Raw genomic sequence first — 13,301 nt, forward strand, 5'->3', positions numbered from 1 at the left:
AAAAAAGCAGCCTGGCTACAGGCTGCTTTCTTCATTACTTCTTCAAATCTTCAATTGAGTTGACGTTTTTCATATATTGCGGAACAACAAGGCCCATTTTCACGCCAGTCATACTGGTGCCAATATCATCATATTTTCCTTTATATTTGGCGGCGTATGCTTTATGGGTATTCGGCAGCCATGCGGAAAGGGATGCATCCGCGCTCCCCGTCGCAATTGCGGTCCACATTGGCCCGGCTTCTACCTGAGTAAGTGTCACGTCATAGCCTAAGTCTTCTAAGACTTTACCCATCACGTTTGTACTTGCAATCTCACTGTCCCACGCTACATAGGCAAGATTGATTTTGTCACCCTTTACCCTTTGAACACCTTTTGTCCACTCCGCAATCTGATCTTTATGCTTTTTCACATAATCAGCAGCGACTTTGGCGGGTTTCTCGCCTTCTTCCACTCTGATCATCACTTCTCCCATCTCGTCTTGCGTCCATTTAAACTGACTGAGAAGCTTTGCAGCATTAGGCTGTTCTTTGCTGAAGCCCTTGCGTGTGACCGTATGGATTTCCTCTGCGCTTCCGTAGGATTGCTTCGGATCATCGAGATATTTCAGCTTATATCTGGAAAACATCCAGTGCGGTGTCCATCCTGTAATAATAATCGGTTTCTCACGGTCGTATGACTTTTTAAGCGTTGCGGTCATCGCGGCGCTTGAAGCCGTAATCACTGTCCAGTCATCCAGGCTATAATCTTTCATCGCTTGGTCGGTCAGGGCCATAATCCCTGAACCGGGGTCAATCCCGATGATAGTCTTATTCACCTGTTCAGCCGCGGTTGCATTTTCATCGCTTTCTGAACCGCAGGCCGCAAGTGAGAGCGCAAGCATGGCGGTAACGCCGATACCGATGATTTTTTTAAGCATCAGGCATTCCCCCTGCTTTTCTTCTTCACTTTAATGTTTTGCGTAATACGGTCGAGTGTAATAGCAACGATAACGATGGCGATACCAGCCTCTACACCGACCCCTGTTTTCAGCTGTGTAACAGCGCTGTATACTTCAGAGCCAAGTCCAGGCGCACCGACCATTGCGGCGATAACAACCATTGATAACGCAAGCATGATGCTTTGGTTGATTCCGGCCAAAATGGTTTTTGTCGCAAGCGGAAGCTGAACTTTAAACAAACGCTGAGCTGTCGTAGAACCGAACGCCTCAGTCGCTTCAATCAGATCCGCCGGCACTTGTTTAATACCGAGAACAGTCATACGGATTGTCGGCGGCATTGCAAAGATAACAGATGCAACAACCCCCGGTACAACACCGATGTTGAAGAAGAAAATTGCCGGCAGTAGATATACGAAAGCAGGCATTGTTTGCATTAAATCAAGAATAGGCGTTACAATGCGGCGAACCGTTTCTTTTTGGGACGCCCAAATTCCGATCGGAACCCCGACCACAATCGAAATAATCACAGATGTCAAAACAAGCGCCAATGTTTGAAGCATTGGATCCCAATATCCTAAATAATCAATCAGAAGGAATCCAATTAATGTAAATAACGCAATTCCTCTCGTACTGAACCACCACGCGAGTGCGGCGAAAATAATCGTTAACAAAATAGATGGGATAAATCCAAGCCCGCTGACAATTCCATTTACAAAAGCGGCCAAACCGTTTGCGATTCCGTCGAAGAATCCGCCAAACGTTATCGTAATCCAGTCAACAAAACGGTCAATGATATCTGCTAAAGGTATTCTAGGCAGTCTATCCATCTTACTTCACCTCCTGTGCAGAAGGATCTTGTGTTTGTTCATCAGTACCTTCAGCATTGATATACTCGTTATTGCCGGCAAGCGCGCCAATCAGTGCGCCTTTTACGACAATCCCTTTCATTCTTTGCTTCTCATCTACAACCGCAATTGGAATATTCGCGTCAGAAACGGCGTCAAAAATCTCTGTAAGATACGTATTCTCTGGTACAGTCGTAAATTCTGTATTCAAAATGTCTTGAAGCGGCAATTCAGACTCAGCCGCTTTTTTCGCATCAGACGCATAGATTACACCTAACAATTTCTTTTGTTTATCCACTGCGTAAATTGAAGAAATTCCAAGGTTTTTCATTAGTGTCAATGCTACGCGAGGCCCTTTATCAATCCGCACAGTTTCAGCGCGTTTCATAATGTGGCCTGCTGTAAGAACTTTAGATAAATCAACATCCTCGACGAATTTCTCAACATATTCGTTAGATGGATTCATCAGGATTTCTTCAGGCGTGCCGATTTGAACGATGTTACCGTCCTTCATTAGAACAATTCTGTCACCGATCCGCAATGCCTCGTCCAAGTCATGCGTAATAAAGATAATTGTTTTTCCGACATTATCGTGAAGATCAAGAAGTTCATCCTGCATATCTTTACGAATCAATGGATCGAGCGCACTGAACGCTTCATCCATCAGGAGAATGTCCGGATCATTTGTCAACGCGCGGGCAAGGCCGACACGCTGCTGCATCCCGCCTGAAAGCTGGTCAGGATATTGGTGTTCAAATCCTTCAAGTCCGACAAGCTTTAAAGACTCAAGCGCTTTTTGCTGACGCTCTTGTTTGTCTACACCTTGAAGCTCCAGTCCGTATTCTGTGTTTTCAAGAATCGTTCTGTGCGGGAACAGAGCGAACTTTTGGAAGACCATGCTGATTTTTTTCCGGCGGACTTCCCGGAGCTGGTCTTTAGACATATTTGTTATCATGTCACCATCAATGTAAATATTGCCGGCAGTCGGTTCAATAAGCCGGTTTAATAGCCGTACTAACGTTGATTTACCGCTCCCTGATAGACCCATGATGACAAATATCTCACCATCATATACATCAAAATCTGCCTGATTAACCCCAACGGTTGCTCCAGTCGCTTTCAAGATCTCTTTTTTTGTCTTTCCGTTGGCAAGCATTTGAACTGCTTTTTTTGTGTGTTTTCCAAAAATCTTAGATACTTTCTCAACTTTTATCTTAATTTTCTCATCTACACTCATATTTTCCCTCCATATTAAACACTCCATATTACCGTAACATTTATGTAACATTCTTCACAAATAGCATATTCTCTTTTATTCTACACCATTTCTTTATAAACATCCATGTAACAACATGACCTTATTTATGCTTCTAAATGCTCTGTAATCCTCCTTTATGATTGTATTTTACAGAGGGTTTTTAATATCTCCGTGTATAAAAACGCTTTAAATGGGATTGGATCCCTTCTTTCTCCTAATACTTCCGCTTGACTAATGGGAAAATATGTTTCCCGGCACCTATTATGTTATGACTATGAAACAATCAGATGATCAAATCAGATTCCGTATGTTTAAAGCATGGTTAGATGAATCGAGGCTTGTTATTATTCGTACGCTTTATTACAGCGGAAAAGAACTTAGCTGCGGTGTGACAGGTGAAAAGTGCAATATTGTCAAATCACAGCATCAAATCATTTAAACACTGCGTGAAGCGGAGTTGACGGCAACGCGGAGAGATTCGCGGACAAAATATATCAGTCTGCGCGAAGACATAAGTCAAAGAGATTTGCCATTGGAATAAGGTACCCTTTTGCTTGCTTCTCTTCCCCCTCTTTTTACAGGATCAGCTTCATTCTCTGTAATTTGGTTATGCGATCAGGCTGTCAAGAATAGCTCGACAGCCTGAGCATCTCATTCAAGCTCAGTTTGTTTCGTTTCTTTCCCCATAATCAAAATACAAGCAACCGCGAGTAAGATAGCAATACAAAAGATTGAAAAGATGATCGAAAATGAGATATGACGGGCTGCCAGCGTCCCGACGAGAAGCGGCCCGAAAATGCCTCCGATTCTTCCAAACGCCGCTGTCGTTCCTGAACCTGTCGCGCGAATCGCTGTTGGATATTGTTCTGGTGTATAGGCATACAGCACGCCCCACGCACCAAGATTGAAAAATGATAACAGCATTCCGGCTGCAAGCAGAAGGCCTAAGGAATCTGCCGTTCCGAAGAAATAGGCGCTTCCTGCTGTACCAATCAAGTAAATGACAAGTATCCATTTCCGGCCCGCTTTTTCGATCAGCCAAGCGGCAGAAAAATAGCCTGGAAGCTGAGCAAGCGTCATCAGCAGGACGTATTCAAAGCTTTGAATCATACTGAATCCCTTTAAAAGCATGACACTCGGCAGCCATAGGAACATGCCGTAATACGAAAACACCACACAGAACCAAACGATCGACAGCATCACAGTCGGCCGTCTATACTGTCTGGCCCAGACGCTTTTTACATTCTCCCACACCGATTTCTTTTTGGCGGAAAGCGACTCATATTTTGGCGAATCAGGCAGCCCCGTCCGCAAGTACAGCGCATAAAATGCAGTCAGTGCGGTTAACAGCAGGGCGCCCTGCCAGCCGAAGCTTGGGATCACAAAGTAAGAAATCAGCGCCGCCGCCAGCCAGCCCACTGCCCAAAAGCTTTCCAAAAGAACAATCACTCTGCCCCGCTTTTCAGGCACAACTGCTTCGGACACGAGGGTTGAAGCGACTGGAAGCTCACCGCCAAGCCCCATTCCGATCACGAAACGCAAGATGAGGAATGCTGATAAACTCGTCACAAAAGCGGAAATGCCGCTTCCGATTGAAAAGCATAAAAGGGTAATGATAAACACCTTTTTGCGACCGATTCGATCAGCCATGAGACCAAACAAAAACGCACCGACAGCCATGCCGACGGAATTGACGCTCCCGATCCATTTCATTTCTTCGGGCGACAGGTTCCATTCGACATGCAGGGCGGCGATAATAAACGATAATATTCCGACATCCATTGCATCAAACAGCCATCCCAAGCCGGCGATGCCCAGCAGTTTACGCTGAGAAATAGGCTGTTGTTTTCCCATTGCCAACACCTCTGATATACAAAATGATTACCGTTTAAGTTTACACCTGTCTTTACACTATGTCATTAACAAAAACAAAAAATCCCCGCTTATGTTTCACAAGCGGGGGATTTTTTATTGCTCCAATGCTGCTTTTTTAATATTATCCTGCAGCTGAGCAATACGTCTCGCGCCGTCTTCACGGAGGCGTTTGTTTTCTTCTTCGATTTGTTTTGTTTCCTGCATGCCGCTGACGATCGTGTTCCAAGACGATTCGATCGTTTCTATATCGATGCTTGGTCTGCCAGCCATTCTGGCAATTTCAACGCTTTGGCTGGAGATGTTTTCAGCATTTCGTTTCAGCATTTCGTTTGTCCGGCGGTCAAGCTCGCTCATAGAGTCAGCCACAAGCTTTTGCCGTTTTACCGTAACAGCCTGAATAATGCCGTTTTTGAAAATCGGAATGGTGATAATGAATGCGGAATTGATTTTCCCGATCAGCTTTGTATTTCCGCGCTGAAGGAGACGGATCTGAGGTGCCGTTTGAAGAGCCACCATCCGCGCCATATCCAAATCATATACCCGTTCCTCAAGCGCCTGAATGCCGTTGCGCAGCGTATCAAGCTGCATTTGCGCCAGCTGATTGCCGCTTGCCGCTTTTTCTTCATATGAAGGAAGGATTGATTGCATCTCTTCCAGCTTCATTTGTCCGGCAACTACATACTTTTCAAGCTCCATATAGTAGTTGACATTGTTTTCGTACATTTCATCGAGCGTGTAATTCGTCTTTGTCATCTCATCTTTGTATTTCGAAATCTCAACGTTGATTTTTTCAATCTCTCCGCCAAGCGTCTGATACTTTTTAAAGATTTTTTCGATCATGCTTTCGCCGCGTTTGAAAATTTTCGCCATCAATCCCTTCGGCTCATCAAAATCATTTTTATCGAAGCGATCCATGATTTTTCCAAGCTGAGTCAGCATTGTGCCGGAGTCTGTCACACTTGTTGTTTTCATCATCCCCAAGATGCGGTCAGAGAACTTGGAAATTTCAACAGCCGGCTCCTTCCCGTATTCAAGCAGCTCCATTTGGTTTTTAACGTCAATTTGCTGCGCAAGCCGCTTTACATGCGGATCTTGGCGAAGCTGGAGACGGATATCATCAGCTTTTTGCTGGGTAATTTCTTCACTTTTATCGAGAACAATCGGATTTTGATTTTCTGTTGTCATGCTTTTTTCTCTCCTTACTTTTGGGTAATCGTTCTGAACAGCCTGCTCACAAGCGAAGGCTCTTTATAGTCCTGCTGAAACACCATGTCATCCAGCCAGTGGATATCATACTGATCCTCTTCAATAAACTGCTCAATATCTTGATGGCCGGGAGGGTTATAAATGACGATATCAATCCCGATTTCATTCAGGAACAGCAAAGCAGCAGCATCTGAACGCGTGAGTCCGCCGTTCATTTCTGTGTGATATAAAAGAAGCTTTGGAACGGCTTGCGCATAGTCGAACATGTGAATTAATTTCAGCAGATGAGCAGGCAGGTTTGTTGTTTGTTTAAACAAGTAGATTTGAACATCCTTGACTTGTTCCTGATGCAAAGCCTTAAGCTTTGGATGTCTGCACATTCTCGAAATTGTTTTGGCAATGGCAGTCTGAACGCCGGCCGGAAGCTGCTTGTACTGCCACACATTGCTGGCCATCAGCTTATCCGGATCAATATTCCCTTCGTGGTCAAGCGCATGGCTGTAATGAAATTGATAGTTCGATTTTATTTCTTTTGTAAACGGAAAGCTTCTGACCATTTCTGTTTCCTGATATTCAGCTAATGTATGAAGCCTGCTCCAATATTCTTTATTGTCCTTTGATACACCCATAATTTTGGCAAACACATTTGGAATCTCGATAGAATGTTGATCAGCTTTGAAATTAGGTCGAATAAAGGCACGTTCTTTCGTAATTAAGAACAGTTCATCATAGGTTGTTTTCAGCGTAACAGACATCGGTGTGTGTTCTCTGAACTGCCATGGCTTGTACAGCATAGATTCCTCGTGGTTCAGCACATGTTCAAATTCCTTTGTTGAACGGTAGGCCACTGTTGATTTCCGGTCTGGTTTTTCTTTCGGAAACGGCTGAAGCTCCGACACATCGGGAAGCTTTTCGGTAAAACCGAGCTCCTGCTTCGGATCGACAAGCGCCAGCTGATCGGTTCCTGCCGGATGGAACAGCAGAACATCGCAGCCGACGATCATTAGATAATATAAGAAATAGAGCTGGCTTTTTGTCGCATCACCATACCAAACAACCTTTGGCATCTCTCGCTCTATATCGGTATTTTCCAGCCAAGGATTCAGGTGATTCAAGGAAAACTTCGAAACATCAAGCAGCACTCTGCGAAAATCAGGATGATTCAGCCCTTGATCATGCCTGTCTGCAAATGTGTGTAAAAGCGTCATCAGCGCAGTTCTTAAATGGCGGTGCATCAAGGGATTTGAATGATTTGCAATCAGCTTTTGCCCGTCAAGAAAGGCAACAAAACGGCTGACTGACAGTCCTTTTTCCTTCTGGCTGATCAAATGAATATGCTGGAGCTTTTGAAATGTGTCCGGCTCGATCGTTTTATCAAGCGTTTCACTTAGAATGGTAATGCGTTCGTTTATAGACAGCTCATACAGCTCGTTATAGTAGTCTGTCTCATCAATAGGCGTGCCTAAAATCTGTCCCGCAAGACGAGAAAATGAGAGGCCTTGTTTTGTTTCAAAGTGGTCCCGCTCATCCAATGGCTGAAGCAGCAGGCTTTTCCAATCCCCGTCAGCCGGAGCCGCTTTATGAATGATTAGTTCTTCTTGTCTCATCATATCCTCCTTTCCGGTTTGTCTTGAACGATATTTCTGTAACAAAAAAGGAAGGACATAAACCTCCCTCCTTGTTTTGTTTTATTCTTCTTTTGACGCGGCTGTCTGTTCGCGCACTTGCTTTTGTTTGTTGATGTAGTGAATGATAAATGTAATCACAAAAGCAGCAATAATGATAATGAAGAACACAGAGTGCGGCATTTCGTAATGGAAAGCGCTCGCCGCCATTTTCAGCGCGATAATGCCGATTAATACGAATGCTGTGTTTTCCAGCTCAGGAATTTTATCAATCAGGACAAGGAATACTTTTGCCACTGTACGCATCATCAGGATACCAAGCATACCGCCAATCATAAGCACCCATACTTTTTCAGACACTGCAAATGCAGCCAAGATGCTGTCCACAGAGAAGGCGAGGTCCATCAATTCAACTGAAATGACAGTCGCCCAGAAGATCCCGAACGTGCGGGCCATCCACGAATTTTTCTTAATGCCGTCCGCTTCATCTTCTTTTTCGCCGATCCAGAAGTGCTTAATGACGATCCAAGCCAGATAAAGCGCGCCAAGCACTTTAATCCACCAAAATTTAATGAGGAGCATGCCGAGCCCGATAAAAATAAACCTAAAAATATACGCTCCAAACAACCCGTACGTTAACGCTTTTTTCCGCTGTTTTTCCGGCAGGTGTTTAACCATGACCGCAAGAACAAGCGCGTTATCAGCTGATAAAAGAGCCTCCAAAACAACAAGGGAACCGATCAGACCCCATGAAACAGGATCAGTCAAAACTTCCCCCCACATTTTCCAATCGAAAAATGAAGCATACGTAGACATGATATGATGTAAAAAGTCCAAGTTTTTTCCTCCCATTACTTTAAAACGGTGACGTCTCTATTTGTCACTCGCTTACACTTGTAAACCGTAGTTCCGGCACAATGAAGCCAGTCCGCCGGAAAAACCGCTGCCGATCGCATTGAATTTCCACTCGCCGCCGTGTCTGTAAAGCTCGCAAACGACAACAGCTGTTTCAATGGAGAAGTCTTCTCCTAAGTCAAAGCGCAGCAGCTCATTCTGCGTTTCTTCATCCACAACGCGGACAAACGCGTTGGATACTTGTCCAAAGTTTTGGCTGCGTGCTTCAGCATCATGAATGGTCACTGTGATGCCGATTTTTTCAATGTTAGCAGGGATCTTTGAAAAGTCAACGATAATCTGCTCATCATCCCCGTCACCCTCACCTGTGCGGTTGTCACCTGTATGGATGACACCGCCGCTCGGATGTTCAAGGTTATTATAAAAGACAAAATCGAGATCATTCACGCAGTTATCATTCGCATCTACTAAAAAGGCTGAAGCATCCAGATCAAAATCATGTCCGCCCGAGTACTTGTTTGTATCCCAGCCTAATCCGATTACCGCTTTTGCGAGTCCCGGATTGGTTTTCGTTAAATCAATGCGTTCTCCTTTTGATAATTGAATGGCCATATTGTCTCTCTCCTTTTGCTCTTTGTATTTGTCTTAACCGACTTGCAAGCCGTAGTCCGTTGCGATCCGGGCAAGGCCGCCTTGGTAGCCTGAGCCGATAGCGGAGAATTTCCACTCGCCGTTATGTCTGTAAAGCTCCCCTGCAATGATTGCCGTTTCAATAGAGAAATCTTCGGCAAGGTCGTAACGGATGAGTTCTTCATTTGTTTCTTCATTGACGATGCGAACGAACGCATTTGATACCTGTCCAAAGTTTTGGCTGCGCGCTTCCGCTTCATGAATAGTGATAACAAATGAGATTTTATCAATGTTAGCAGGCACAGCGCTGAGGTTGACCTTGACACTCTCGTCATCGCCTTCGCCAGCACCAGTCAAATTATCGCCTGAGTGGACGACTGAACCATTACCGCCTTCAAGCTGGTTATAGAAAATAAAATCATTTTGAGATGCGCATTTTCCAGACGCATCTAAAAGAAACACACTTGAATCAAGGTCAAAGTCGTGTCCGCCATCATACTTATTCGTATCCCAGCCTAAACCGATAACAACCTTTGAAAGACCCGGATTTGTTTTTGTTAAATCTACTTTTTGTCCTTTTGCCAATGAAATTGCCATGCTTCATCCACTCCTATTCTTTTATACGTACCGGCTGATAATATCTTCTAGTCTTGTATCATTTGTGCCTTCACCGATCGCCGCAAACTTCCACTCGCTGCCGCTGCGGTAAATTTCAGCTGTAATCAGGCTTGTTCTGCCGGCATAATTGTCTCGCAAATTGTATTTGAGCATTTCTTCTTGATTAGATTGATCGACCACACGGATAAACGCGTTTTGAATCATGCCGAAATCCTGTCTTCTTCTGACACAATCATAAATGTTCACAACAAATACAAGCTTATCAATGTGTGCAGGCACTTTTTCCAAATCTACTATGATTTGCTCGTCATCGCCATCACCGTCGCCCGTCAGGTTGTCTCCTGTATGCTTTATGCTGCCGCAGCGGCTTTTCAGGTTGCCGAAATAGATCAAATTTTTCTTATCGGTAAATTTTCCGTTTTCAAGCATCAGCACTGACGCGTCACAGTCGATATTCGGACCGCCTCCGCCAAGCAGTTTGCTGAAGAAACCTCCGCCTGAAGAAACCGGGTCCCAACCAAGACCGACCAGCAATTTTGACAGGCCGGCTTTTCCTTTTGTTAAATCAATTCGCTGACCTTTTTCTAAAGAAATTGCCACACGATTCACTCCTACTCATCAAAATATGAAGATAGTCACTTTTATTTTTAGGCTCACATGAAAAATAAGCCGTAAATTATTAATATATACGTTTATTATTATACCAAAGTTTCGTAAAAGTTTAGAATAATTGACGAAAATCCTCGAAAAAAACCTCCATATTTGCTATCTGTTATGCAAATGCTATGAAATACGTATTTTAAACAAACCATTTGACGCGGACAAGTCATTTTGCCTATTCTTGTGTCACATTCTAAAAACAGACAGAAAGGGAGCGTCCTTTTGATTCATTTAAGCATACTTGATCAGGCACCTATTTCTAAAGAAGAAAGCGCTGTGACGACTCTCCAGCATTCGGTTGAGCTTGCCCAATTAAGCGAACAGTGGGGCTATATGCGTTATTGGTTTGCCGAACATCACAGCACGAAAGGACTGGCAAGCACAGCGCCTGAAATCATGATCGCCCGGATCGCAGCACAGACAAGCACAATTCGTGTCGGATCGGGAGGCGTTCTGCTGCCCCAATACAGCCCGTTTAAAGTGGCTGAAACCTTTCGCCAGCTCGAGGCTCTGTACCCAAACCGGATTGATCTTGGCGTCGGGCGTTCTCCCGGCGGCACAACAAAGACCCGTCTTGCGTTAACGGACGGAGTGAAAAAAAGCTTGACCGAATTTAACAGACAACTTGAGGATGTCTCATATTTTCTCACAGATTCCCTTCCTTCCGAGCATCCGTATGCCGGAATCAAAGCGGCGCCCCTTATCGATACTGCACCGGAGCTATGGGTGCTCGGGCTTGGTGAAAACAGCGCAAGGCGTGCGGCGCACAAGGGCATTGGATATGTCTTTGGCCATTTCATTAATCCCGAACGGGGAGAAAGTGCGCTTCGCGTCTATCGGGAAAACTTTCAGCCATCGGCCCATTTCTTGTCTCCGGCAACGCTGTTTACGATTTTTGTCATTTGCGCAAAAACAGATGAAGAGGCAGAAGACCTAGCTTTAAGCCAGGATTTATGGCTTCTTCGCGTCGGAAAAGGCTTGGACAGCCGTGTGCCGAGCATCGAGGAGGCAAAAGCGCACCCCTACACAGCAGCTGATAAAAAACAGATAGAAGAAAACAGAAAGCGGATGGTGATCGGTTCTCCAAACACCGTCAAGCAGCAGCTATTAGCGCTCGCAGACCGCTATGAAACAAATGAAATCATGATTCTGTGCAATGTGTTTGATTTTGAAGCAAAAAAAGAATCGTATGAGCGGCTTGCCGGGATATTTCTATAAAAAAAGCAGTTTTCCATTTGGAAAACTGCTTTTTAAGCTATTGGCGCCCTTTTTTACGCAAAGCTTCCTTTTTGATAAACGTCCAAACTCCCTGAATGATAAACCCGATCAAAAGCAGAACGATTAAAAGCAGGGTAATAGACGGCCCTGGGGGCGTTCCAAGCTGATAGGACGATGTCAGACCCATAAATACGCTGAATAATGAAATGAGTATGGCGGTCATAAATACCATGTTAAAGCCTTTGGCTATTCTGATGGCGAATGCCGCCGGCAATACGAGCAGGGCTGATACAAGAAGAACCCCGATGATCGGGATAATGACTGAGATCGCAAGGCCTGTGACGATACTGAATGACATTGACAGGAAGTTTGTGTTAATTCCTGATGTTTTTGCTGTTGCTTCATCAAACGTCAGCAGGTAGAGGGGTCTCTTCAGCACAATAAAATAAAGGAGAATCAGCACTGTAATGATGGCGATTATATACACCTGCTGCTGGTTCACTGTTACGAGCGATCCAAATAAGTATTGGTCGATGCTCATATTGGCGGTGCCTTTTGAAAGGCTGATTAAAAACATTGCGAAGGACAAACCAGCTGCCATTAAAATCGCAATGGACACCTCTGAATATGTCCGATATGCCCGCCGCATGTATTCAATTCCGATGGCGCCGGCCGTCACAACGACTATGCTCGCCGCTGTAATATTGGTGCTGAGGAAAAAGCCGATGGCAACACCCGACAATGAAATATGTGAAAGTGTGTCAGCCATTAAGGCCTGTCTTCTGAGAACGAGATATACTCCTAAAATCGGAGCCATGATGGCGATCATGCCGCCTGCTAGAAAAGCTCGTCGCATGAATTCCAAGTCAAACATTTCCATCCGCCTTTTTCTCCTCTCTCCAATCGAATTACTTTATCTAAAAATTGCTGTACTTCATTTTGCTCATGAGTGACCATGACAACTGTGCGGTTGTGATTTTTCACGAGATGGTGCATAAATTCGTAAAATCCTTTTCTGCTTTCATGGTCAACGGCTGTTGTCGGTTCGTCCAGCATTAAGAGATCCGGGTTGCTGGCAAGCATTCTGGCGATACAGATTTTCTGCTTCTGTCCGCCTGATAAGTCACCGATTTTCCGGTGGCGGAGGTCCCACATTTCCACCATTTTCAATGCTTTTTCTACTTCAAGATGATCTTCTTCATTTAAACGCTTAAACCATTTCCCTTTTGTGTAGCGGCCTGACTGGACAAGCTCCAGCACTGTGCTCGGAAACCCGGCATTAAATGAAGAAATTTGCTGCGGGACGTACCCTACGGTCAGGCGTTTGCCTTCTGCATTCCGTTTACTGATTGTCACTGTGCCTTCCCACGGTTTCAGCATGCCAAGCATGACCTTTATTAGCGTCGATTTAGAAGCGCCGTTTGGTCCGGTGATGCCGACAAATTCACCGCTTTCAATATCAAGTGATACCTTATCCAGCACAGGCGTGTGTGAATAGCCGAAAACGATACCTTTCAATGAGACGAGATTCATGTTAATCTTCCTTTCTCACAAAGAAATAGCGTGCGCCCTCC

13 protein-coding genes and 1 pseudogene are annotated in these 13,301 nt (G+C 44.7%); 2 read left to right on the forward strand and 12 right to left on the reverse strand.

The window, feature by feature from the left end:
* Positions 1-34 precede the first annotated feature (34 nt).
* The 3 genes from BTW01_RS11185 to opuAA are packed head-to-tail and all read right to left on the reverse strand — an operon-like array spanning position 35 to position 3,019.
* The gene (locus BTW01_RS11185) at positions 35-916 is read right to left on the reverse strand and encodes a glycine betaine ABC transporter substrate-binding protein (protein ID WP_162103059.1); all 882 of its coding nucleotides are present in this window, start codon (positions 914-916) and stop codon (positions 35-37) included.
* Positions 916-1,764 carry a glycine/proline betaine ABC transporter permease subunit OpuAB gene (gene opuAB / locus BTW01_RS11190; protein ID WP_162103060.1) on the reverse strand — a complete coding sequence of 283 codons (849 nt, stop codon included), beginning with the start codon at positions 1,762-1,764 and terminating at the stop codon, positions 916-918. Before opuAB ends, BTW01_RS11185 begins: the two co-directional genes overlap by 1 nt.
* Before the next feature lies 1 nt (position 1,765).
* Positions 1,766-3,019 (reverse strand): glycine/proline betaine ABC transporter ATP-binding protein OpuAA, encoded by a 1,254-nt coding sequence (opuAA, locus tag BTW01_RS11195; protein WP_162103061.1) that lies wholly within the window; start codon positions 3,017-3,019, stop codon positions 1,766-1,768.
* A 265-nt stretch (positions 3,020-3,284) separates the two neighbouring features.
* Here opuAA and BTW01_RS18475 point away from each other — a divergent pair.
* A pseudogene (locus tag BTW01_RS18475) lies at positions 3,285-3,581 on the forward strand (ArsR/SmtB family transcription factor).
* A gap of 110 nt (positions 3,582-3,691) precedes the next feature.
* On the opposite strand, the gene niaP reads toward BTW01_RS18475, so the two are convergent.
* From niaP to BTW01_RS11230, 7 genes are all read right to left on the reverse strand, one after another.
* Positions 3,692-4,894, reverse strand: coding sequence for a niacin permease NiaP (niaP, locus tag BTW01_RS11200; RefSeq protein WP_162103062.1), 1,203 nt, complete (start codon positions 4,892-4,894; stop codon positions 3,692-3,694).
* A 114-nt stretch (positions 4,895-5,008) separates the two neighbouring features.
* Positions 5,009-6,100 (reverse strand): toxic anion resistance protein, encoded by a 1,092-nt coding sequence (locus tag BTW01_RS11205; protein WP_162103063.1) that lies wholly within the window; start codon positions 6,098-6,100, stop codon positions 5,009-5,011.
* A 14-nt stretch (positions 6,101-6,114) separates the two neighbouring features.
* Positions 6,115-7,728, reverse strand: coding sequence for a YceG family protein (locus tag BTW01_RS11210; protein ID WP_162103064.1), 1,614 nt, complete (start codon positions 7,726-7,728; stop codon positions 6,115-6,117).
* A gap of 81 nt (positions 7,729-7,809) precedes the next feature.
* Positions 7,810-8,583 carry a TerC family protein gene (locus BTW01_RS11215; RefSeq protein ID WP_162103065.1) on the reverse strand — a complete coding sequence of 258 codons (774 nt, stop codon included), beginning with the start codon at positions 8,581-8,583 and terminating at the stop codon, positions 7,810-7,812.
* A gap of 51 nt (positions 8,584-8,634) precedes the next feature.
* Positions 8,635-9,213, reverse strand: coding sequence for a TerD family protein (locus BTW01_RS11220; protein ID WP_162103066.1), 579 nt, complete (start codon positions 9,211-9,213; stop codon positions 8,635-8,637).
* 33 nt (positions 9,214-9,246) lie between these two features.
* Positions 9,247-9,828, reverse strand: coding sequence for a TerD family protein (locus BTW01_RS11225; RefSeq protein WP_162103067.1), 582 nt, complete (start codon positions 9,826-9,828; stop codon positions 9,247-9,249).
* A 21-nt stretch (positions 9,829-9,849) separates the two neighbouring features.
* Positions 9,850-10,449: a TerD family protein gene (locus BTW01_RS11230; protein ID WP_162103068.1), complete on the reverse strand. Its 600-nt coding sequence runs from the start codon at positions 10,447-10,449 to the stop codon at positions 9,850-9,852.
* Positions 10,450-10,731: 282 nt separating this feature from the next.
* On the opposite strand from BTW01_RS11230, the gene BTW01_RS11235 reads away from it, so the two are divergent.
* The gene (locus tag BTW01_RS11235; protein WP_162103069.1) at positions 10,732-11,727 is read left to right on the forward strand and encodes an LLM class flavin-dependent oxidoreductase; all 996 of its coding nucleotides are present in this window, start codon (positions 10,732-10,734) and stop codon (positions 11,725-11,727) included.
* Between the two features lie 37 nt (positions 11,728-11,764).
* On the opposite strand, the gene znuB is transcribed toward BTW01_RS11235, so the two are convergent.
* Together znuB and znuC are read right to left on the reverse strand one after the other, a co-directional pair.
* Positions 11,765-12,607, reverse strand: coding sequence for a zinc ABC transporter permease ZnuB (gene znuB, locus BTW01_RS11240; RefSeq protein ID WP_162103070.1), 843 nt, complete (start codon positions 12,605-12,607; stop codon positions 11,765-11,767).
* Complete coding sequence (znuC, locus tag BTW01_RS11245) at positions 12,565-13,260, reverse strand: zinc ABC transporter ATP-binding protein ZnuC (RefSeq protein WP_162103071.1); 696 nt, start codon at positions 13,258-13,260, stop codon at positions 12,565-12,567. The genes znuB and znuC overlap by 43 nt, the downstream gene beginning before the upstream one ends.
* Positions 13,261-13,301: the final 41 nt, after the last annotated feature.

The organism is Bacillus sp. SKDU12 (genome assembly GCF_010093085.1).
In the GTDB taxonomy this organism is placed as follows: domain Bacteria; phylum Bacillota; class Bacilli; order Bacillales; family Bacillaceae; genus Bacillus; species Bacillus mexicanus.

Bases quoted from the DNA above. Each gene is read 5' to 3' on its own strand.
- BTW01_RS11185 (WP_162103059.1), bottom strand. From the start codon at position 916: ATGCTTAAAAAAATCATCGGTATCGGCGTTACCGCCATGCTTGCGCTC.
- opuAB (WP_162103060.1), bottom strand. From the start codon at position 1,764: ATGGATAGACTGCCTAGAATACCTTTAGCAGATATCATTGACCGTTTT.
- opuAA (WP_162103061.1), bottom strand. From the start codon at position 3,019: ATGAGTGTAGATGAGAAAATTAAGATAAAAGTTGAGAAAGTATCTAAG.
- niaP (WP_162103062.1), bottom strand. From the start codon at position 4,894: ATGGGAAAACAACAGCCTATTTCTCAGCGTAAACTGCTGGGCATCGCC.
- BTW01_RS11205 (WP_162103063.1), bottom strand. From the start codon at position 6,100: ATGACAACAGAAAATCAAAATCCGATTGTTCTCGATAAAAGTGAAGAA.
- BTW01_RS11210 (WP_162103064.1), bottom strand. From the start codon at position 7,728: ATGAGACAAGAAGAACTAATCATTCATAAAGCGGCTCCGGCTGACGGG.
- BTW01_RS11220 (WP_162103066.1), bottom strand. From the start codon at position 9,213: ATGGCCATTCAATTATCAAAAGGAGAACGCATTGATTTAACGAAAACC.
- BTW01_RS11225 (WP_162103067.1), bottom strand. From the start codon at position 9,828: ATGGCAATTTCATTGGCAAAAGGACAAAAAGTAGATTTAACAAAAACA.
- znuB (WP_162103070.1), bottom strand. From the start codon at position 12,607: ATGGAAATGTTTGACTTGGAATTCATGCGACGAGCTTTTCTAGCAGGC.
- znuC (WP_162103071.1), bottom strand. From the start codon at position 13,260: ATGAATCTCGTCTCATTGAAAGGTATCGTTTTCGGCTATTCACACACG.